Source organism: Nitratireductor aquibiodomus, from assembly GCF_900105565.1.
GTDB classification, from domain to species: domain Bacteria; phylum Pseudomonadota; class Alphaproteobacteria; order Rhizobiales; family Rhizobiaceae; genus Nitratireductor; species Nitratireductor aquibiodomus.
This window is the reverse complement of sequence record NZ_FNSL01000001.1, coordinates 1,343,736-1,365,499: the sequence shown is the minus strand read 5'-3', so window position 1 is coordinate 1,365,499 and position 21,764 is coordinate 1,343,736. Positions and strand designations below refer to the sequence as shown.

The following is a 21,764-nucleotide window of genomic DNA, read 5'->3' as shown; positions in this document are numbered from 1 at the left end:
GTCCAGGGCGGGTCACCATTCAGCGATTGATCCGTCCTCGTGACGCCACACAGGTGCGCGCCAGCGGTGCCCGATCTCTGTCTGCTTTCGCACAAAATCCTCGTTCACCCGAATGCCGAGGCCGGGCCCCCTGGGGATTTTGAGAAAACCATCCTTGAGTTCAAAACCATGGCCTGGCTCGAGATAGTCGGCCATGTCCTGGGTGGCATTGTAGTGGATGCCGAGGCTCTGCTCCTGAATGAAGGCATTGTGGCATACGGCATCCACCTGCAAACAGGCGGCCAGCGCGATCGGTCCCAACGGGCAATGCGGTGCAAGGGCGACATCATAGGCTTCGGCCCAGTGTGCAATGCGCAGCATTTCTGAGATCCCGCCGACATGTGCGGTGTCCGGGTTGATTACGCTTGCTGCCCGCTGTTCGAACACCGGCTTGAAGTCGAAGCGCGAATGCAGCCGCTCACCGATGCACAGCGGGATCGACGTTTGCCGGGAAAGATCGGCCAGCGTGCCGATATGAGCGGAATCGACCGCGTCTTCGATGAATATCGGCCTTAGATGCTCTATCTCCTTCAGCAACTGCTTCGACATGGGCGCGTGAACGCGGCCGTGGAAATCGAAGGCGAGATCCATCTCGGTACCGACCGCAGAACGCAGATCCGACAATTGCCGGACGACGCCATCCAGCTTTTTATAGCTGTCGATGATCTGCATTTCGGCACAGGCATTGAACTTGCAGGCAGTGAAGCCGCGATCCATCAGGTCTTTCGCGCCGGCGACGAGATCCGAGGGGCGGTCGCCTCCGATCCAGCAATAGCTGCGGATCCTGTCGCGGACAGCACCGCCCAGGAGGTCGTGAACGGGAGCGTTGTAATATTGCCCCTTGATGTCCCATAGCGCCATGTCGATACCTGACAGGGCGCTCATCAGAACCGGGCCTCCCCGGTAGCAGCCATTGCGGTAGAGCATGTGCCAGATGTCTTCGATCCGCATGGGATCGGCGCCGATCAGGAAATCGGAGAACTCCTCGATCTTGGCAGCAAGCGTTGCCGCATGGCCTTCCAGAACAGGCTCGCCCCAGCCGGAAATGCCCTCGTCCGTCTCGATCTTGAGAAAGAGCCACCGCGGCGGAACGAGGAACGTGGTGAGTTTGGTGATCTTCATGAAAACGTGTCTTTTCCCGTTATGGCTTGACGGACCGGGCCGCGCTCACATCGTGCTTTGCCTTGGCGATCAAGGCGAGGGCGAGTTTGCGTGCTCCTTCCGCGTCTCTCAGGCGCAGCGCCTCGACCAGCGCGCCGTGCTGGCCGATTGATTCTTCAAGGTTTTCTGCTGAATGCGCCGAGGTGGAGAGCATGAAGTTCAGCGCCGGATCCATGAGCGCGCCGAACTGCTGGAAAATGCGGTTGTGGCTGGCCTTTAGAAGGTGCTCATGAAACACGATGTCTGCGGCGATGAAGGCTTCGACATCGTTGCCGGCAGCCGCCATCGCCTGCCATGCCGCCTCAATGTCTGCTATCTCCTGCATGGTGGCGCGCCGGGCCGCCAGCTCAGCGGCCATCGGTTCGATGGCACCGCGCGCTTCCAGAATGCAGTCCACAAGTCCCATCCTGTCGAGATTGGGGCCTATCCATTCGAGAACCTGAGTGTCCAGAATGTTCCATTCATCCTGTCTGCACACGATGGTGCCAATGCGTGGGCGGCTCACCACCAGCCCTTTCGCCTGAAGGATTTTCAGCGTTTCGCGAATGACCGTGCGGCTGACGCCGTATTCTTCGCAGAGATCGTTTTCACGCGGCAGGTTCGTCCCCTCGGCGAACTTTCCAGAAAAGATGTCCCGGGCGATGGATTGAGCGACGGACAGGCGGACGCGTGGTCGGGTTGATCTGCCTGCTGGAACTTCCATGGTCGAAACGGTCACTGTCCGGTTGCCTCCGCATTGTTGCCCGCCCGCTTTTGACAAAGCCGAGCTTGGATTTTGTCGGCAGTCATGGCCGTCTTTTCTATGTTGTCAAACCAGTATCATTATTTATCATACAAATGCAATTGACTAATATGATGATTGGACGTAATTTTCCCACGCTCTCAGGAGGGCGTCGCAGAGCAACAGGGAGGTTCTCATGCGCTTTTTGAAAACTGCAGCGATGGCTGCGATTGCCGGCACGCTTTTGGCCGGGTCGGCGCTGGCCGATGACGTGAAGATCGGATTTCTGGTCAAGCAGCCGGAAGAGCCGTGGTTTCAGGACGAGTGGAAATTCGCCGATATCGCAGCTTCGGAAAAAGGCTTCACGCTCGTCAAGATCGGTGCCGAGGATGGCGAAAAAGTCATGTCCGCCATCGATAATCTGGGCGTTCAAGGCGTGCAGGGGTTTGTCATTTGCACGCCTGATGTGAAGCTTGGACCGGGCATCGTCGCGAAGGCGGCGGCCAATGGTCTCAAGCTGATGACTGTCGATGACAGGCTGGTCGGTTCCGATGGTGAGCCTCTCGCCGATGTACCCCACATGGGTATTTCAGCCGTGAAGATCGGCGAAACGGCGGGTGAAGCCATCGTCGCCGAAATCAAGAATCGTGGCTGGGACATGACCGAGGTAGGTGCGATCCGGGTGTCCTATGATCAGCTCCCGACGGCGGTTGATCGGGTTGAGGGTGCCATTGCCAAGCTTAAAGAGGCAGGCTTTCCGGAAGCCAACATCTTCGATGCGCCGCAGGCGCGCACGGACACCGAAGCCGCTCTCAACGCGGCGACCGTGGTTCTGAACAAGAGCGCGGACATCAAGCACTGGGTCGCCTTCGGTCTGAACGACGAAGCCGTTCTTGGCGCGGTGCGGGCTGCCGAAGGCGTGGGCATCGGAGCGGACGCCATGATCGGTGTCGGTATCGGCGGTGCGGATTCGGCGATCAACGAATTCAGGAAGCCCGAGCCGACCGGCTTCTTCGGAACTGTGATCATTTCGCCAAAACGCCATGGCTACGAAACCGCGCTCAACATGTATGACTGGATCGTTGACGACAAGGAGCCGGAGAAGCTGATCCTGACGTCCGGCGCTCTGGCCGTGCGCGACAACTATCAGGACGTGCGCAAGGACCTTGGCATCGAATAGGCAACTGTTCGTGTAGCGCCGGCGCGTGAGCCGCGCCGGCGCCCTTCTTCCCGCCCGTGAGGGCGGGTTTCCGACACTGGCTATGCTTTGGAGGAAGCCGGCTTTATGTCTGCCTATCTCGAATTCTCCGGCATTTCGAAGAGTTATCCTGGCGTCAAAGCGCTTTCCAACGTCTCCTTCGGGGTTCGGAAGGGGGCAGTTCACGGGTTGATGGGAGAAAACGGAGCGGGGAAATCCACCCTGATCCGCATTCTCTCCGGTGACGCCGCTGCCGATGAGGGCACGGTGCGCCTCGATGGCGAGACGCAGCACTATCAGTCGACCCGCGATGCTTTCGATGCGGGCGTGGTGGTCATTCACCAGGAACTGCAGCTTGTGCCCGGGCTCACCGTTGCAGAAAATCTCTGCCTTGGACGGTTTCCGGCAACCGGCGGCGTGATCGGCTTCAGCGCCATGTATGAGGATGTCCGGCGCAAGCTCGAGCTTGCCGGCATCTCGGTCGATCCGACGCGCAAGGTTGCAGAGCTTTCCATCGGCGAACGTCAGATGGTGGAAATCGCCAAAGCCGTCATGCTCGATGCCCGCGTGATCGCACTGGATGAACCAACCTCCTCGCTTTCCTCACGCGAGAGCGAGATCCTCTTTTCCCTGATCGACAGGTTGAGGGAGGATGGCCGCGTTATTCTCTACATTTCCCATCGGTTGGACGAAGTCTTCCGCCTCTGCGACAGCCTTACGGTGCTGCGTGATGGCCGGCTGGCGGCGCACCATGAGACGATCAAGGGGGTGACGCGAGATCAGATCGTGTCCGAAATGGTCGGGCGGGAAATCAGCGACATCTGGGGGTGGCGCTCTCGTCCCGTCGGGGCGGTCGAACTGGAAGTGGACAGTGTTCATGGCGAAAAGCTGCCTGTTCCTGCCTCCTTCGAGGCGCGTCGGGGTGAAATCCTCGGCTTTTTCGGTCTGATCGGGGCAGGTCGCTCGGAGCTGTTGCGCATGATCAGCGGTGCCGATCCGCGCGCCGGCGGCCATGTGCGTGTCGGTGGCGTGGAGATCGCCTCCGGCCAGCCGGCGGAGGCGATCCGCAAGGGGGTCGTTCTGTGCTCCGAGGATCGCAAGTTCGACGGCATCATCCAGGGCCGCTCGCTTGAAGAGAACATCCTTATTTCTTCGCGCCGGCATCTGACACGCTTCGGTGTGCTGGACCTGCGCCAGGAAGGGCAGGTGGCCGAAACCTTTCTGAAGAAGCTCAGGGTGCGCACGCCGTCGCGCAAACAGGACATCATCAACCTGTCCGGCGGAAACCAGCAGAAAGTTATCCTGTGCCGCTGGCTCTCGGAAAAGGGTGTCAGGGTTCTGCTCGTCGACGAACCGACACGGGGTATCGACGTCGGCGCCAAATCCGAAATCTACGACATTCTCTATCAGCTCGCGGAGGAGGGGATGGCCATCGTCGTCATCTCCAGCGAACTGCCCGAAGTCATGGGCATCTGCGACCGTATCCTCGTGATGTGCGAAGGGCGCATCAGTGCAGAGATCGGGCGGGCTGGCTTCAACGAACAATCCATCCTCGCCGCCGCGCTGCCGGACGAGGTGACCGCTGCGTCGGTCGATTAAGAGGCTTCACGATGACGACTTCCATCAAAAAGCTCATCCTGGGCGACCAGGGACTGCTTGTAATCTTCATTCTCGCTTTCGCGCTCGTGTCGCTGACGGTCCCCAACTTCCTGACCGAACGCAACATGCTCGGTCTTCTACAGTCCGTGGTTACGGTCGGTGTGATCGCCTGCACAATGATGTTCTGTCTCGCGGCGCGCGATTTCGACCTTTCCGTCGGCTCCAATGTCGCCTTTTGCGGCATGGTGGCGGTTATGGCCTCCAACGCGACTGGCTCCATCTTTCTGGGCATTCTGACGGCGCTGGCTGCGGGCGCGCTCGTCGGGCTTTTCAATGGCGTCGTCATCGCTAAGTTCCGCATCAATGCGCTGATCACGACGCTGGCAACCATGCAGATCGTGCGCGGTCTTGCGCTCATCTCGTCGGATGGGCGGGCTGTGGGCATCGACGATCCCAGTTTTTATCAGCTCGCCCTGTCCAGGTTTCTGGGCGTTCCGACACCGATCTGGGTTCTGGCGGCGCTGTTTGTCGTCTTTGGCTTTGTCCTGAATCGCACGGTGTTCGGCAAGAACACGCTCGCCATGGGGGGGAATCCCGAGGCTTCGCGGCTTGCGGGCGTCAATGTCGACTGGATGCGAATCTGGATTTTCACCCTGCAGGGCTTCATCTGCGCGGTGGCTGGCATCCTGCTTGCCTCCCGCATCACATCCGGCCAGCCCAACGCGGCGACGGGGCTTGAGCTTTCAGTGATATCGGCCTGTGTTCTGGGCGGCGTATCGCTGGCCGGCGGCCGCGCGACGATGACCGGCGTGATCGTCGGTGTGATGATCATGGGGATAGCCGAGAACGTCATGAACCTTTTGAACATTCAGGCCTTCTATCAATATGTGGTGCGTGGGTTCATCCTCCTGCTTGCAGTGCTGCTCGACAATATGCGGTCAAGCGCGATCGGTCGGCGTTGATTCAGGGGTGACTGTTTGTACAAGAGGTCTGGCCGGACGTGCGGGAAGCGGGCGGCAGCGCATTGGATACGGGGAGGCATGGCATGACATCCGGACAGGGGCGGCTGAGCGGCAAGCGCATCTTTTTGACAGGTGCTGCCCAGGGCATAGGCCGGGCGATCGCTGAAGCCTGCCTGCGTGAAGGGGCCTCTCTGTTTCTAGTGGACCGGGACGCGTCGCTTCTGGAGAAGGCGGTTGGCGAACTCGGTGCTCCCGACGGGCGGCTCGCCCATGCCGTTGCCGACATCTCGGATGCCGCGGCCATCCGGGCTGCAGCCGGTGAAGCCAGGAAGGCCATCGGCGTTCCCAACGCACTTATCAACAATGCCGGTGTCAACGTCTTCCATGAACCGCTTGAGACCGACGACGAAGAATGGGCGCGCTGCTTCGATATCAATCTGAAGGGGGCATGGCATTGCTGCCGTTCGCTGCTTCCCGGTATGATCGAGGAGGGGGGTGGCGCCATTCTCAACATCGCCTCTACCCACAGTTTCACGATCATTCCGCATACGTTTCCCTATCCCGTGGCCAAGCATGCGCTTCTGGGCATGACGAAAGCGCTGGCGCTGGAATATGCGGGCAGAGGGGTGCGTGTGAACGCCATCGCGCCAGGCTATGTGGAGACACAAAAAAACGTCGACTACTGGAACAGTTTTCCCGATCCTACGGCTGCGCGCGCCGAGACGCTGGCCATGCATCCGGGCGGTCGGATAGCAACGCCCGGCGAGATCGCCATGGCGTCGGTTTTCATGATTTCCGACGAATGTCCCTTCATGAATGCCGCGTGCCTCGTTATTGATGGTGGTCTGAGCGTTTTGCAGCATCCGGCCTGAGTTCATTTTCATGACTGACCATTCCCGTTCCTTCTGCGCTGCCGTTGACTGGGGCACGAGCAGTTTTCGCCTCTGGCTTCTGGATGATGAGGGCACTGTCATCGCCTCCAGCAGCAGCAATGAGGGGATGATGCATTGCGTGGGCAGGGGCTTTGCGCCGGTTCTCGATGCTCATCTTGCAAAAGTGGGTACGCCTGCCCGCACGCCTGTGTTGATCTGCGGTATGGCGGGTGCAAGGCAGGGCTGGCTGGAGGCTCCCTATATGGAGGTTCCCGCAAGCCTCATGGCGCTTTCGGCACAGGCAGCGCGGGTTTCGAACACCGAGGGCGATGTGCGCATCCTGCCCGGCCTTTCGCTCAATGATCCGCAGGCGCCGAATGTGATGCGTGGCGAAGAGACGCAATTGCTGGGCGCGGTGGGCGAGAATGGCAATGCGCTGGTGTGTATGCCCGGCACGCACAGCAAATGGGTAAAGATCGAAAACGGCACGGTAACCCATTTCAGCAGCTTCATGACCGGAGAGCTGTTCTCGCTCCTGACGAAGCATGGAATCCTTCGGCACGCGATTGAAGCAGATCGGGCGGTTTCGGCGGATGATGCGGCGTTCCTGTCCGCGCTCGAGCGCACCACGGTACAGCCGCATGCCGCGCTCTCCGGTCTCTTCGGGGTCCGCGCGGCACAATTGCTGGGGTTCGAGGAGCGCGCTGATGGCGGTGCACAACTTTCCGGTCTTCTGATCGGTGGAGAAATATCCGCTGCGCGGGGGCTCTACGGGGAGGGTCTGGATGTCATACTGATCGCGTCTCACCCGGTCGATGCGCTTTACCGGACCGCCCTGGAGCGCCAGGGTTTCAGCGTCGCGTTGAAAGACGCTGGCGAAGCCTCACGGGTCGGGCTTTTCAACTCGGCGAAACGAATCTGGAGCCAGTAATCATGGCAGAACGAGATATTATCTGGCCGGGGGAGAAGCGGGCCCTGGTGGCAATCCTACGTGGCATTCGCCCCTCGGAGGTCGCGGCCATGACCGAGATGCTGATCGACGAGGGCATCACCTCCATCGAGGTGCCGCTGAACTCGCCCGACCCGTTCCAATCCATCGAAACGGCCATTGCTATTGCCGGAGACCGGGCGCTCATTGGCGCCGGCACCGTGCTCACCGTCGAGGATGTCGACCGGCTGTCGGACATCGGTGGCCAACTGGTCGTCAGCCCGAACACGGATCCCGATGTGATCCGGCGCAGCGTGGCGCTTGGCATGGTCTCCATGCCCGGCGTCTTCACACCCAGCGAAGCGCTTCTCGCGCACAAAAGCGGTGCCTCGGCGCTAAAATTCTTTCCGGCTTCTGCATTGGGTGTTTCCGGCATTTCAGCCATCAAAGCAATTTTGCCGGAAGAAGCGGTTGTCTGTGCTGTTGGCGGTGTTTCCGATGCTTCGTTCGGCGACTATTTCAAGATCGGCGTGCGCGCCTTCGGTCTTGGGACGGGTCTCTACCGGCCTGGTGATGCACTCGACGCCGTTCGCGTCAGGGCTCGCAAGACCGTCGAAGCCTATGATCGCGCCGCCGCAGACTGAGCTTCATTGAGCGGCTGCCAGGTCGGTCTCGGGAGATAATACCCGCGCCGACCGGGGTCCCGGTGGGGTCCCTCTCATTCGGCTGGTCATGCGTACCACTGCCCCGGCAGACCCGGTTGGCAGCATGCTCGATCTCTGTTCATCAAACACAACATCATTCGCTTTGATCGATTGACAAGGCCGTGAGTTTAGAACTAGCTTTCAAATGTGACCAGGTGTTCACATTTTGGCAAACGGGAGGTGTCGACCTCCTGAAAATCTGCTGAGGTTCGGTCTTGACCATCGGAATTGCGGCATATGGCAAAGGCTCTGTGGCAGCCATTCGGGCAACCGTTTCAGCGGCGGAACTCTATGGCCGTGGAGCCATTGGCGGCTTTGCCGTGCTGGCGGTTATCGAGGCCGATGGTTCGGTTGCTTACAGAACCACGCAGAATGGCGGAATCTCCTCGCTCGACCTTCCCGAGGATTGGTTTTGGGCCCGGTGCGCGGCCGCGATCTCGAGCGGACCCGACCGCCCTGAGCCATTAACCCAGTTCCTCGTGGGGCGGGCCGGCTCCGGTCTCGTGACCGGGCATCGTCTTCCCAACAGCGTTTTGGCCGATGGCGTGTCCGTCAACAGTGCCGTTCTGGAGAAACTGGCTGGTGGTGAGACGCCGCAAGTCAGCGTTGACGCGGCGCTCGCCCAGGACCCCGAGCTCGATGCCGGGTTGATCGCCGTAACCATCGATGGACGGCTGGGAACCGGAAATTCCGGCAGAGTGTTGCGGCGTGACGATCTCGGACAGGCGCACCGCGAAGAGGGGGGCTGTGGATTTTCGCTGCTTCACAACTCAATTTTCGCAGCCACCGGGACGTGTCAGGCGCTGGCGGAGGTTCTCGGTGAGCTCGCCTGGCAGGAACTGACCGGAACACAGGCCGGCCACGCGATCATCCGGCTGGAAGCGCCAGTCACCGTCGAGGCTGCCGCGCGTGACCGCGTCCACATTGATCTGAATGGCCGGATTGTTGCGCTGCAGAGTGCGGACCCGCGCGTGTGTAAGGCTCGTCGCCTGGGGACGGCTGTCTACCTTTCCACCGAGGTCTGGCAGGAGGGGCAGCTAGTCGGCTTCGCGGAGACGGAACTGGTTGCCCGTCTGGCGGATGGACTGGCCCATCCTCACGGTTTGCCCGTTCAAAGAAGCATGATGATGAGGAGAAGCAATGTCACGGCGTGAGCGGACCGAGCGGTCCATCCTTCAGGCGCTGGAGGAGCAGATCTGCGAGACCGGCATGGCCGGCGTCGGGGTTAACTCCGTGGCCAAGCGCGCGGGTGTCAGCAAGGAGCTGATCTATCGCTATTTCGACGGCATGCCGGGTCTCATGCTGACCTGGATGCAGGAGCAGGATTTCTGGACCAAGAGTTCCAGCGTCGTGAAGGGCAACGAATCGAGCGAACGCCCGCCGGCTGATCTCATCCTGACCATGCTGCGCGAGCAGATCGATGCGTTGGCCAACAATCAGCCGCTTTGCGAGGTCCGCCGCTGGGAGTTGATTGAGCGAAACGATGTCAGCGCCAAACTGGCGGATCGACGCGAAAGCGCCGCACGCGCCTTCATCGACCGTGTCGACGGTCTGACGGAGGAAGCCGATGTGCCCGCCGTGGTCAGCATCATGCTGGCCGGCATTCTCTATCTGATGCTGCGCGCAAAAACCGAAGAGTACTTCCTCGGTGTCCCCCTTCGCACGCCGGAGGGCTGGGATCGGCTCTGGAAGGCCGTCGAACACCTGACAGCGTCTTTGCCCGAGGATCTGAAATCAAAATCGCTCCGAACGCTGGAGGGCAAACGCCCATCCGCTGACACCGGGAAGGGTGGGTAAATTGATGAAGCGTGCTGCCGACCTTCTGGTGGAATCGCTCAGGGTTCACGGCATAGACCGGGTTTTCTGCGTGCCTGGAGAGAGTTATCTCAGCGTGCTTGACGCTCTTGTCGAGCAGCCTGCCGTTTCGGTCGTGACGACAAGGCATGAAAGCGGCGCGGGCTTCATGGCGCTGGCCGATGCGCGGCTTACCGGCCGTGCAGGCGTTGCTTTTGTAAGCCGCGGGCCGGGCGCCATGAACGCGGCGATCGCTGTTCACTCCGCCCAGCAGGATGCCGTTCCTCTCGTGCTGTTCATCGGGCAGGTGGAGCGCGCGCATCGACAGATGAACGCGTTTCAGGAAATGGATTACGGGAGGGTCTTCGGCTCGGTCGCGAAATGGGTTGTCGAAGTCAATGACGCTACCCGCCTCGTCGACACCGTAGCCACGGCATTCCACGCCGCATCGAGCGGTACGCCCGGGCCCGTGGTCGTCGCCCTCCCGGAAGACATGCTCGAAGATCTGGTTGAAGCGCCCGCCGTTCAGGTCAACCGTGTTGCCCGTTCTGCTGCCTCACAGCAGGACATGATCGGTGTCCGGGATATGATCGCGGATGTCGAACGGCCACTGCTGATCGCTGGAGGGCTGCTCAAATCCGGTGCAGCGCAGACGACCCTGAAGGCCGTGGCGGAAGCATTTGCCATCCCCGTTGCAACGGCTGTGCGGCATGCCGACCTTCTGCCAAACGATCATCCGCAGTTTGCGGGCCATCTCGCCTATGGCGCTCCGGCCGCGCTTGCCGAAGCCATTGCAAAGGCCGATCTCGTCATCGGCGTCGGCACAAGGCTCGGTGATGTGACGACGCAGGGCTACACCTTTCCGGCCGCACCTCTGCCGGCGCAAAAGGTGGTGCAGATCTGGCCCGATGCCATGGCGGTCGGCCATGTACGGGGGCTCGCAATGGGGCTGGCGGCGGAGCCCCGGATATTTCTCGAACAGCTTCTTGCCGTGGCGCCCGATGCGCCGGCATCGCAACACACCGACTGGAGTGCAGCGCTTCACGCGGTTGCCCGCTCGCTGCGCGAATGGCGGGGTGCCGGGGATGTGGAGGACGGCGTCGTTTTTGGTGACTTTGTCGCCGCTGCCGACCGCTTGCTGGCCGACGATGCGATCATCACCATCGATTCGGGAAACTTCGGTGGCTGGGTCCAGCGCCTGATGCGTTTCGGTGGCGGTCGAATGATGCTGGCACCCGCCTCTGGCGCCATGGGATATGGCGTGCCTGCGGCGGTGGCCGCAAGCCTGCGGCATCCGGAGCGGCAGGTTGTCTGCTTTGTCGGAGACGGCGGCTTTCTGATGACAGGCAATGAACTGGCGACGGCCATGCATTATGGCGCGAAGCCGATTGTGATCGTGTCGGACAATGGCTCCTACGGCACCATTCGCATGCATCAGGAAAAGCATTTCCCCGGCCGGATCGGCATGACCGGCCTGACAAACCCGGATTTCCCGGTCTTTGCATCCTCTTTTGGAACGCTGAGCCTCACGGTGGACAACGCCTCGCAGATCGAGGGTGCCCTCAAGGCCGCAGTCCAGGCCCGGTGCGCAGCCGTCATCACCGTTCGCACGAGCCTGGAGCACATTTCGGCGGGCGCAACGATCGCGGCGTTGCGCGGGAGCGCGGCATGAACGAAGGGCACAGACACGTCCTGGTGATCGGCGCCGGCATTGTTGGCCTGATGACCGCCTATTTTCTGAGGCGCGACGGTTACACAGTGACAGTGGTGGACAGGAACGCTGAACCGGGACTTGAGACGAGCAGGGCCAATGGCGCCCAATTGAGCTACAGCTTCGTCGCGCCGCTTGCCGATCCGGCAGTCCTGCCCAAATTGCCATCCTGGTTAATGGATAGGGATGCACCGCTGAATTTCCGGCTGCGTGCCGACCCTGCGCAGTGGCGTTGGGGATTGGCATTCCTCAAAGCGTGCCGTCGGGCAACGGTTCACCGCACGACCCGCGACATGCTGGAGCTCGGGCTCTCGAGCCGGGCGCTTCTGCGCGAGATGGTTGCACGCGAAGGCTATGCTTTCGACTTCTCCTCCACCGGAAAGCTGCTCGTCTATCAGGATCAGGCAGCTTACGCGCTCGCCTGCCGGCAGTTACAGATGCACGATGCCACAACCGGTGGACAGCGGATTCTGAGCCGGCGCGACTGTCTGGAAATGGAGCCTGCCTTACAGGCAGGCGGTCATGGAATCGTCGGTGGCATTTTCATGCCCGAGGAAGACGCAGGCGATTGCCTCAAGCTGTGTGTCCAGATGCACCGCCAGCTTTCGGCCGCCCCGCACAATGTAACCTTTCGCTTCAACACCGAAGTAAGGGGCTTTCGCTTCAGCGGGCAGCAGGTCGTCGGCCTTGAGACCGATGGGCCCTCGCTGTCTGCGGACGCCTATGTCATCGCAAACGGGCTCGGTGCACAGAAACTTGGATTGGCGGCGGGCTTCAACCCGATGATCCATCCGCTCAAGGGATACAGCCTGACCTATGAGCTGACGGAGAAGAGCCGTGCGCCCGCCCGCAGCGTCAGCGACATTCACAGCAAAGTGGTTTACGCCCGCCTCGGCAATCGGCTGCGTGTTGCGGGCATGGTCGACATCGGGGATCGGGATTCCGGCGTGACCGCGCGGCGTATCGATCTTCTCAAATCTCAGGTCAACGCATTGTTGCCGGAGCTTGCCCCGGCGGCTCAGCCGAAGGTGTGGGCGGGGATGCGTCCCGCCCGGCCAGACAGCACACCGCTTATCGGTGCGACGCCGTGCGGCAATCTCTGGATCAACGCCGGTCACGGCATGCTCGGTTTCACCCTTGCTGCGGGAAGTGCCCGGCTCCTCGCCGATCGCCTGACCGGCCGGCCCTGTGCCGTTCAACGAAATGCTTTCGCGCTCCATTAGCGCGTTTGACGAGATCCGTCCGGCGAAACCGGGCGGCGGAATTGGAATGCAACCACAAAGGGGAATAATGATGATCTTGTCTTGCAAGAGTTTGCTACGCGGAAGCCGTGCCCTGCTTTGCGCCGCTTCCGTGCTTGTTCCAGTCGCGGCCTCGACGGGGGCGCAGGCCGAGACGGTGAAGGCCGTGATGATGTCGGGCCTCCGCGTGATGGATCCGGTGATGAGCACTGCTTTTCTCACGCGTGATCATGGCTACATGATCTACGACACGCTTCTCGGCGTCGATTCGGAGTTCAAGGTGCAGCCGCAGATGGCGAGCTGGACGGTTTCCGACGACAAGAAGACCTATACTTTCACACTGCGTGATGGTCTCAAATGGCATGACGGTGCGCCGGTGACGTCTGAGGACTGCATTGCCTCGATCAAGCGCTGGGGTGGGGTCGACACCACCGGACTGGCGCTGATGACAATGGTTGAGGACATCACCGCGACCGACGACAAAACCTTCGTCATCAAGCTGACGCAGCCGACGACGCTCCTGCTATCGGGCCTCTCCAAGCTTAGCTCCCGCCCTGCTTTCATGATGCCCAAGCGTGTGGCAGAAACGCCGGGCTCTCAGCCGATCACAGAATATGTGGGCTCGGGTCCGTTCCGGTTCATCGAAGAGGAGTTCCAGCCGGGCGTGCGTGTGGTTTACGAAAAGAACGGGGATTATGTGCCGCGGGATGAGCCGCCGAGCTGGACCGCCGGGGGCAAGGTGGTGAACGTCGACCGGGTCGAATGGGTGACGATGCCCGACCAGATGACGGCCATCAATGCGCTGCAGAATGACGAGATCGATTTCATCCAGCAGATTCCCTTCGACCTTCTGCCTCTGGTAGAGGCTGCCGATGGCATCGATGTGAAGGTCATCGACAAACTTGGCTCGTGGACCTATTTCCGGATGAATCATCTTCACCCGCCTTTCGACAACGAACTGGTCCGCCAGGCCGCCATGGCGGCGGTGGGGCAGGAAGATGTCCTGCGTATGCTTGTGGGGAACCCGGAATATTTCCAGACCTGCGCGGCGGTCATGGGCTGCGGCAATCCCAATGAAGACACTTATGGCGAAGAGTGGGTCGTCAGCGCGGACATTGAGCGCGCCAAGGAACTTCTGAAGGAGGCCAATTACGATGGTACGCCGGTCGTGCTTCTTCAGCCAACCGACATTGCCATGCTGGCGGCACAGCCCATTGTCATGGCCGATGCCTGGCGCAAGGCCGGGTTCAATGTCGACCTCAAGACCATGGACTGGCAAACGGTGGTGACCCAGCAGGGCAACCAGAAGTCTCCGGAGGAGGGCGGCTGGAACGCCTTTTCCACCTACAGCATTCTGGCAACCAGCGGTGATCCGTTCGGCAACACCACGCTGTCGACAGCGGGTCGCAAATCATGGGCCGGCTGGCCGGATGTGCCGGAGATCGAGGCGCTGCGTCTTGACTACGCGCGAGCGGCGAATGCGGAAGAGCAAAAGGCCATTGCCGCCAAAATCCAGAAACTTGCCATCGACAAGGGCGTGGTGGGGCCGCTTGGCCAGTTCCGCATTCCCGCCGCCTATGACAGCGAATGGACCGGATTTCTGGAAGCGCCGGTGACCCTGTTCTGGAACATCCAGAAAGCGGCGGAGTAATAGCCATATGTTTTCCTATGTCATCAAACGGGCAGTGGCGACACTGCCGGTGATGGCCATGGTCGCGGTCGTGGTTTTTGCCATGCTTCGCCTGACGCCTGGCGATCCGGCCGCCATCCTTGCCGGTGACGACGCCTCCGGTGCGCAACTGGAGGCGATCCGCCGCAGCATGGGGCTGGATCAGCCGATCATGGTCCAGCTCTATGTATGGATGAAGCAGCTCGCCCAGGGAGACCTGGGCGTGTCGCTGCTCTCCGGCACGCCGGTTCTAGAGATGATCGGCGGCCGTATCGGACCGACGCTTTCACTCGCGGTCCTGACCATCCTGCTGACGATCGTCGTTGCGATCCCGATGGGGGTGGTCGCCGCGCGCAATCCCGGCGGGTTGCTCGATCGCACGGTAATGACCTTCTCCGTGCTCGGGTTTTCCATTCCGACATTCGTCATCGGATATCTTCTGATCTATGCCATGGCGCTCAAACTCGGATGGTTTCCCGTGCAGGGGTACAGTTCCGTCGATAAGGGTCTGTGGCCGTTCTTCCAGCGCCTTGTCCTGCCAACGCTCGCCCTGAGTGGCATCTATATCGCGCTTGTGGCGCGCATGACCCGCAGCAGCGTGATCGACGTGATGGGCGAGGATTTCATCCGCACCGCCCGTGCCAAAGGCGCGAAGGAGACCAGCGTGCTCCTGCGCCATGCCCTGCGCAATGCGGCAGTGCCCATCGTCACGGTGATTGGCATCGGTGTTGCGTCTTTGATCACGGGCGTGGTGGTCACTGAATCCGTGTTCAATCTTCCCGGGCTCGGGCGACTGGTCGTGGAGGCGGTGCTGGCCAGGGATTATCCCGTCATTCAGGGACTCATCCTGCTGTTTTCGTTCACCTACGTCCTGATCAACCTGGCGGTGGATATTCTCTACACCGTTTTTGATCCACGCATCCGCTACTGAGGATCACGATGAGCAACAATACAATTCAGGGGGAGCTGCTTGCAGAACCGGCAGCGCGCGCGCCGACGCGCGGTGACAGGTCATCCCTTGCAGCGCAGATGCTTCTTTCCCTCAGAAGCGTTCCCGTTTTCCTGGCCTTCGTCGTGCTGACGGTGGTCTCGCTTCTGGCCGTCTTCGCGCCGTTCCTGATCAGGGCGGATCCGATTGCGATCGATCCGCTACAGCGCTTTGCGGGCGTTTCGGCCGAGCACTGGCTGGGCAATGATGCATTCGGGCGCGATGTCTATTCGCGTCTGCTTTTTGGCGCGCGCGTTTCGCTGATCGTTGGTCTGGGTGCGGCGGCAGCCAGCCTTGTGGTCGGCCTGATCATCGGCGTGGTTGCGGGTTACATCCGTTTCGCCGACACCTTCATCATGCGGGTGATGGACGGCATCATGGCGATCCCCAGCATTCTGCTTGCCATTGCGCTTGTTTCCCTGACGGGTGCGTCGCTGGTGACCGTGCTCGTGGCCATCACCGTGCCGGAGATTCCGCGTGTGGTCCGGCTGGTGCGCAGCATCATTCTCAATGTGCGCTCCGAAGCCTATGTGGAGGCCGCGATCTCGCTCGGGACGCCGACCTATCGGCTGTTGATCCGCCATATGGTGCCGAACACGGTCGCGCCGCTGATCGTGCAGGGGACCTTCATATTCGCCTCCGCCATTCTGACGGAAGCAACCCTTAGTTTCCTTGGAGCCGGCCTGCCCACGGAAATCCCCTCCTGGGGAAACATGATGGCCGACGGTCGCATGTATTTTCAGCTTTATCCGAGCCTCGTCCTCTATCCCGGCATCATCCTGGCGTTCACGCTTTTGAGCGTGAACATTCTCGGCGATGTGCTGCGTGACGTGCTCGATCCCAAGATGGCGAAGAGAACATGAGCAATCAGAAAAACGATCTGGCGCAAACCGGGAGGCCGGTGCTCGACGTCTGCAATCTTGCCGTCAGCCTTGCTGGAAATCCCTCGGCGAAGGTGGTGAGCGACGTGAGCTTCACGGTGCATCCGGGAGAGACGGTCTGCGTGGTGGGAGAATCCGGATCGGGCAAATCGGTAACCGCCTTCTCCATAATGGGGCTTCTTTCGCGCGAAGCGCTGCACTGTTCAGGCGGGCGCATCGACCTCGATGGCGAAAACGTTCTCGAAGCGGATAAGGAACGCCTGCGTGCCCTGCGCGCAACCAGAATGGCGATGATCTTCCAGGAGCCGATGACAGCGCTCAACCCGGTCGAGACCGTGGGTGAGCAGATCGACGAAGTGCTGCGCATCCACAAACGTATGGGCAGGAAGGCTCGGCGCGAGAAGGTCATGGAGATGCTGAAAGCCGTGCATTTGCCTGAGCCGGAACGCATTTACAGTTCCTACCCGCATCAGCTCTCCGGAGGGCAGCGGCAAAGGGTGGTCATCTGCATTGCGCTGATCCTCGAGCCCCGGCTTCTGATCGCGGATGAGCCGACCACGGCACTCGATGTCACCACCCAGAAGCAGATATTGCTGCTGATCCGCGAACTTCAGGAAAAGCACAACACGGCTGTGCTTTTCATCACCCATGATTTTGGCGTCGTAGCCGACATCGCCGACCGCGTGGTGGTGATGAACCGGGGCGAAGTCGTCGAGATCGGGACGCGGGAGCAGATATTGTCCGCCCCGGACAAGGACTACACCCGAATGCTGGTGTCTTCGGTTCCAAGCCTCGTGCCGGAGGCGCGCGAAGCCCATGACGGCGACATCGTGCTGTCGGTCAAAGGGCTGGGCAAGGTCTACGCGCAGAAAAGGTTCCTCGGTGCCAGGCGTGAAGTGGCGGCGGCGGTGGATGTCGACCTGACCGTGCGCCGGGGGGAGATTCTGGGTGTGGTCGGTGAATCCGGGTCCGGAAAATCCACGGTCGCGCGCTGCATTGTGCGTCTTCAGGACCCGACGCAGGGCGAGGTTGTCGTTTGCGGAGAAAACATTGCCGCTGTTCGAGGCTCGGCGCTGCTTTCTGTACGCAAACGCATCCAGATGGTTTTTCAGGACCCGTTCCGCTCCCTCAATCCTCGCCTGACCGTTGGCGAATCCATTATCGAGGGGTTAACGAATTTCGGTGTGGCCCGCGCGCAGGCGCTGCGCCGTGCGGGCGAACTGATGGGGCTGGTCGGCCTGCCGGCGGATGCCCTGAAACGCTATCCGCACCAGTTCTCGGGCGGCCAGCGCCAGCGCATCTGCATTGCGCGCGCGCTGGCACTGGAGCCAGATGTTCTGGTGGCCGATGAAGCAGTGTCCGCGCTCGATGTGTCCGTTCAGGCGCAGGTGCTCGAGCTTCTCGACGATATTCGCCGCAAGACCGGTGTCGGTGTGCTGTTCATCACCCATGATCTGAGAGTGGCCGCACAGATCTGCGACACGATCATGGTGATGCAGAAGGGGAAGATCGTCGAGTTCGGCCCCGCCGCCGACGTGCTGACTTCCCCAAAACAGCCCTACACCCGATTGCTGCTGGAGGCCGCGCCGGGTCGCCATTGGGATTTCCAGAACTTCCGCCCGCTCCCACTATGAAGGAAAACACCATGCCGCAGGCCTTCGACATCCTGATCCGCAACGCGCTTGTCATCGACGGAACCGGCGCCGAGCGTTACGCGGCCGATGTCGGCGTTTCGGGCGACCGTATCGCTGCCATAGGGAATCTTGCCGGCGCCCGGGCGGAGACCGAGATTGATGCGACGGGTCTCATCCTTGCTCCCGGCTTCATCGATTCTCACACGCATGACGATCGCATCCTGCTTTCGGCCGGCGATATGACGGCCAAGGTCAGTCAGGGCGTCACCACTGTTGTGGGCGGCAACTGCGGCATTTCGCTTGCGCCCATGCCCGAGCCGGTGCGCAAGCCTGTGACCCCGCCGCTCGATCTGCTTGATGAGACCGGTGACTGGTATCGCTACAGGACTTTCGCTGATTATCTGGGCGCGCTCGAAGAGCAGCCGGCGGCGACGAACAGCGCAATGCTCGTCGGTCATACGACCTTGCGCGCCATTGCCATGGATGACCTCAACCGCGAAGCGGCGCCCTCGGAGATTGCGGCGATGCAGGCGCTTGTGGAAGAGGCAATGCAGGCGGGTGCCATCGGCGTTTCGACAGGGCTGGCCTATCCACCGGCGCAGGCGGCAACCACCGAGGAGGTGATTGAGGTTTGCCGGCCCATGGCCGCTCATGACGGGCTCTACGCAACACACATGCGCGACGAGGGCGACCACACGATGGAGTCGCTTGAAGAATCCTTCCGGATCGCATCCGAGGTCGGGGTGCAGCTTCTGATTTCGCACCACAAGCTCGCGGGCGTCAACAATCATGGCCGGTCGGTCGAAACCCTGGCCCTGATCGACAAGCAGATGAAGGAGCAGCCCGTTTGTCTTGATTGCTATCCTTATACCGCGTCCTCGACCATTCTTACGGCTGATCACGCGCGCAACTCGCCAAAGACGGTGATCACCTGGTCGCGGCCGCTGCCGCAATATGCCGGACAGACCCTCGATGACGTGATGGAAGCCATGGGGTGCGGTTTTGAAGAGGCCGTTCAGCGCCTGCAGCCGGCCGGTGCTGTCTATTTCCGGATGCATGAGGATGATGTTCAGCGCATCCTGAAATACGTACCGACCATGATCGGGTCGGACGGCCTGCCGCATGACGAGAACCCTCATCCGCGCCTCTGGGGGACTTTCCCGCGTGTGCTCGGACATTACAGCCGCGATATCGGCCTCTTCCCGCTTGAGACGGCCGTGTTCAAAATGACCGGTCTCGCCGCGCTTGAATTCGGCTTTGCTGATCGTGGCGTTGTGCGGGAAGGGGCGTATGCGGATATCACCCTTTTCAACCCGGACACCGTAATCGACTGCGCCACGTTTGAAAACCCCAAGACGCTTGCCAGAGGCATAGAGGCGGTTCTGGTCAATGGAACGATTGTCTGGCGGGAGGGGCAATCAACTGGCGCACGCCCTGGCCGTGTGCTGCGACGATCCCGAAAGGCTGAGGCCACCGCCTGATCGCATACCGTTCTTGACAATTCCGGGTTCCTCTTTCACGACCATTCTGGTGCGTCGCCGTTGGCCGCCTTCTGCCGACATTGCTGAAAGGGTGAGAGAATGTTCGAAAGCGCTCATATTGATGAGGCTGTTGCGTGGCGGCGCGACCTGCACCGTCATCCCGAACTGGGGTTTCAGGAAGAGCGCACATCGAAGCTGATTGCCGGCCTGCTGGAGGGTTGGGGCTGGCAGGTTCAAACCGGGCTCGCGCAGACCGGCGTTGTGGCCCGGCTGGGCGAGGGAAACCGTTCGGTCGGTCTGCGGGCGGATATCGATGCACTGCCCATTGAGGAAGCAACGGGGCTTGCCCACGCTTCGACCCATCCAGGCATGATGCACGCATGCGGGCATGACGGGCACACCGCGATGCTGCTTCTGGCAGCGCGCCAGATGGCGACCGATGGGGTGACCGGCGGAAACGTGACGCTGATCTTCCAGCCGGCGGAAGAAAACGATGGCGGCGCACGGGTGATGATCGAGGACGGCCTTTTCCGTCAGTTCCCGTGCGATATGATTTTTGGCATTCACAACTGGCCGGGGCTCGCACCCGGCCGGCTTGTCGCCCGCGACGGCGAGATGATGGCAGCATTTGCCATCTTCGAGATCACGATCGAAGGGCGTGGCGGGCATGCTGCGATGCCGGAGCAGAGCGACGGTGTGGTGGCCGCCGCTGCGCGGATGGCCGCCGCTTTGCAGGAACTGCCGGCGCGGCGACTGTCGCCACTGGTGCCGGGTGTGGTTTCGGTGACACAGATCCACACCGGGTCTGCCTTCAACGTCTGCCCGGACCGCGCCGTGGTGCGCGGCACGGCGCGCTGGTTCCAGCCGCAGGCGGGGGATGAAATCGAGGCGCGGCTTTCTGAAGTGATCCAGGGCATCGCTGCGGCACATGGCTGCCGGGCGAGCATCGATTATCAGCGTCGTTATCCGGCAACGATCAACAGCGTGGATGAGGCGGCGCTGGCGAGGCGTGTCGGCGGGGCCATGGGGCTTGATACTGGCGAGGCAGGACCGAGCATGGCATCGGAGGATTTTGCCTTCATGCTGAACGAGAAGCCGGGAGCCTATATCTGGCTGGGCGCGGCGCGTGCGGGGGACAATCCCGGGCTCCATTCACCGCATTTCGATTTCAATGACGATGTGCTGCCAACCGGTGCCGAATTCTGGGTGCGGCTGGTGCGGCAGGTTCTGTCAGGCTGATGGACGCCCTGGACAGCCGCTTTCTGCGGGCGTTTCTGGTCGTTGCCCGCGAGGGTTCGATCCGTCGCGCTGCCGAACGGCTGAACATGGCGCCTTCGGCAATCAGTCGCAAGCTCGTCGAAGCGGAGGCGCGGCTTGGCGTTGCCCTGGTGGAGCGCAGCGCCCAGGGCATTGCGTTGACGGATGCCGGGCACCTGGTTCGTGAGCATGCGCTGGTTCGGCAGGATGAGGAGACGTTCCTGCTCGATCAGCTTGGCAAGTTCAGGGACACGGGCGGTCAGGTGGTGCGTATCGCCGTGGGCGAAGGGTTTGCCGCCGATTTGATGCAGAATGGCCTCGGGCCGCTCGGCAGCAAGCACCCCCATCTGCGCTTTCGCATCGATATTGCAGGGACTGAGGAAATTCAGCGCCGGGTGATTGAAGGGGACGCGGACCTGGGTATCGCCTACAATCCCGTTCCCATGGAGGCAGCGCGCTCCGTCGCTCTTGCCAGACAACCGCTCTGCGGTGTTGTTCCCGTCGGCTCCCCGCTCGCCGAACACCGGTCCGTACGGCTCGCGGAGATGCTTGATCATCCCTTTGCCATTCTCGATGTCCGCCACGGCATCAGGGCTCTGGTGGCGCGTGCGGCCGGTGATCTCGGCCTGGCGCTGCGTCCGCAGGTCGAAACTTCGTCCATCGCCGCTCTGATCCGTTATGTCGGTGCTGGCATGGGCGGCAGTTTCCTTCCGCGCTTCTCCGTTTCCATCCAGGCTGAGCGGGGCGAAGTCGCAATCATTGACCTCGACGAGGAAAGCCTGCGGCACGTCAGTGCGCATCTCATGGTGCGGGCGCGCCGGCGCCTGCCGCAGTCCGCTGCGGTGACGGTCGACTATCTGGCCGCAAACATGGTGGCATTTCAAAACTAGATCGTTCGGTGTTGCCGAAATGGCAACGCTACGT

The 21,764-nt window shown here is 61.3% G+C and carries 19 protein-coding genes; 17 read left to right on the top strand and 2 right to left on the bottom strand.

What is annotated here, in order from left to right; translation table 11 throughout:
- Positions 1–12 precede the first annotated feature (12 nt).
- Both dgoD and BLW55_RS06540 read right to left on the bottom strand, forming a co-directional pair.
- The gene (gene dgoD / locus BLW55_RS06545) at positions 13–1,161 is read right to left on the bottom strand and encodes a galactonate dehydratase (protein WP_025029116.1); all 1,149 of its coding nucleotides are present in this window, start codon (positions 1,159–1,161) and stop codon (positions 13–15) included.
- Positions 1,162–1,180: 19 nt separating this feature from the next.
- Positions 1,181–1,903 (bottom strand): FadR/GntR family transcriptional regulator, encoded by a 723-nt coding sequence (locus BLW55_RS06540; protein WP_036539206.1) that lies wholly within the window; start codon positions 1,901–1,903, stop codon positions 1,181–1,183.
- 214 nt (positions 1,904–2,117) lie between these two features.
- Between BLW55_RS06540 and BLW55_RS06535 the strand changes: the two genes are divergently transcribed.
- The 17 genes from BLW55_RS06535 to BLW55_RS06455 all read left to right on the top strand — a co-directional run bounded on the left by BLW55_RS06535 (position 2,118) and on the right by BLW55_RS06455 (position 21,730).
- Positions 2,118–3,101, top strand: coding sequence for an arabinose ABC transporter substrate-binding protein (locus tag BLW55_RS06535; protein ID WP_090327644.1), 984 nt, complete (start codon positions 2,118–2,120; stop codon positions 3,099–3,101).
- A 105-nt stretch (positions 3,102–3,206) separates the two neighbouring features.
- On the top strand, positions 3,207–4,718 hold the full coding sequence (gene araG / locus BLW55_RS06530) for an L-arabinose ABC transporter ATP-binding protein AraG (RefSeq protein WP_007008676.1): 1,512 nt from the start codon (positions 3,207–3,209) through the stop codon (positions 4,716–4,718).
- 11 nt (positions 4,719–4,729) lie between these two features.
- Positions 4,730–5,680, top strand: coding sequence for an L-arabinose ABC transporter permease AraH (gene araH / locus BLW55_RS06525; protein WP_007008677.1), 951 nt, complete (start codon positions 4,730–4,732; stop codon positions 5,678–5,680).
- An 83-nt stretch (positions 5,681–5,763) separates the two neighbouring features.
- Complete coding sequence (locus BLW55_RS06520) at positions 5,764–6,552, top strand: SDR family oxidoreductase (protein ID WP_090327643.1); 789 nt, start codon at positions 5,764–5,766, stop codon at positions 6,550–6,552.
- Positions 6,553–6,562: 10 nt separating this feature from the next.
- Positions 6,563–7,483, top strand: coding sequence for a 2-dehydro-3-deoxygalactonokinase (locus tag BLW55_RS06515; protein WP_090327642.1), 921 nt, complete (start codon positions 6,563–6,565; stop codon positions 7,481–7,483).
- 2 nt (positions 7,484–7,485) lie between these two features.
- Positions 7,486–8,124 (top strand): 2-dehydro-3-deoxy-6-phosphogalactonate aldolase, encoded by a 639-nt coding sequence (locus BLW55_RS06510; protein ID WP_090327640.1) that lies wholly within the window; start codon positions 7,486–7,488, stop codon positions 8,122–8,124.
- 275 nt (positions 8,125–8,399) lie between these two features.
- Positions 8,400–9,338, top strand: coding sequence for a DUF6963 family protein (locus BLW55_RS06505; RefSeq protein ID WP_425286762.1), 939 nt, complete (start codon positions 8,400–8,402; stop codon positions 9,336–9,338).
- Entirely contained in the window at positions 9,325–9,981 is a 657-nt protein-coding gene (locus BLW55_RS06500; RefSeq protein ID WP_007008682.1) for a TetR/AcrR family transcriptional regulator, read from the top strand. Before BLW55_RS06505 ends, BLW55_RS06500 begins: the two co-directional genes overlap by 14 nt.
- A 4-nt stretch (positions 9,982–9,985) precedes the next feature.
- Positions 9,986–11,650 carry a thiamine pyrophosphate-dependent enzyme gene (locus BLW55_RS06495; RefSeq protein WP_090329907.1) on the top strand — a complete coding sequence of 555 codons (1,665 nt, stop codon included), beginning with the start codon at positions 9,986–9,988 and terminating at the stop codon, positions 11,648–11,650.
- Positions 11,647–12,912, top strand: a complete 1,266-nt coding sequence (locus BLW55_RS06490) for a D-amino acid dehydrogenase (RefSeq protein ID WP_090327639.1) — start codon at positions 11,647–11,649, stop codon at positions 12,910–12,912. The genes BLW55_RS06495 and BLW55_RS06490 overlap by 4 nt, the downstream gene beginning before the upstream one ends.
- Before the next feature lie 70 nt (positions 12,913–12,982).
- Entirely contained in the window at positions 12,983–14,581 is a 1,599-nt protein-coding gene (locus BLW55_RS06485; RefSeq protein WP_090329906.1) for an ABC transporter substrate-binding protein, read from the top strand.
- A 7-nt stretch (positions 14,582–14,588) separates the two neighbouring features.
- Entirely contained in the window at positions 14,589–15,530 is a 942-nt protein-coding gene (locus BLW55_RS06480) for an ABC transporter permease (RefSeq protein ID WP_025029121.1), read from the top strand.
- A gap of 8 nt (positions 15,531–15,538) precedes the next feature.
- A complete protein-coding gene (locus BLW55_RS06475; RefSeq protein ID WP_025029122.1) occupies positions 15,539–16,450 on the top strand; it encodes an ABC transporter permease in 912 nt (303 codons plus the stop codon).
- Positions 16,447–18,102 carry an ABC transporter ATP-binding protein gene (locus tag BLW55_RS06470; protein ID WP_090327637.1) on the top strand — a complete coding sequence of 552 codons (1,656 nt, stop codon included), beginning with the start codon at positions 16,447–16,449 and terminating at the stop codon, positions 18,100–18,102. The genes BLW55_RS06475 and BLW55_RS06470 overlap by 4 nt, the downstream gene beginning before the upstream one ends.
- An 11-nt stretch (positions 18,103–18,113) precedes the next feature.
- Positions 18,114–19,583, top strand: coding sequence for an N-acyl-D-amino-acid deacylase family protein (locus tag BLW55_RS06465; RefSeq protein ID WP_177175033.1), 1,470 nt, complete (start codon positions 18,114–18,116; stop codon positions 19,581–19,583).
- A gap of 99 nt (positions 19,584–19,682) precedes the next feature.
- Positions 19,683–20,822, top strand: a complete 1,140-nt coding sequence (locus BLW55_RS06460) for a M20 aminoacylase family protein (RefSeq protein ID WP_090327633.1) — start codon at positions 19,683–19,685, stop codon at positions 20,820–20,822.
- Complete coding sequence (locus BLW55_RS06455; protein ID WP_090327632.1) at positions 20,822–21,730, top strand: LysR family transcriptional regulator; 909 nt, start codon at positions 20,822–20,824, stop codon at positions 21,728–21,730. Before BLW55_RS06460 ends, BLW55_RS06455 begins: the two co-directional genes overlap by 1 nt.
- The last annotated feature ends 34 nt before the right edge of the window (positions 21,731–21,764 follow it).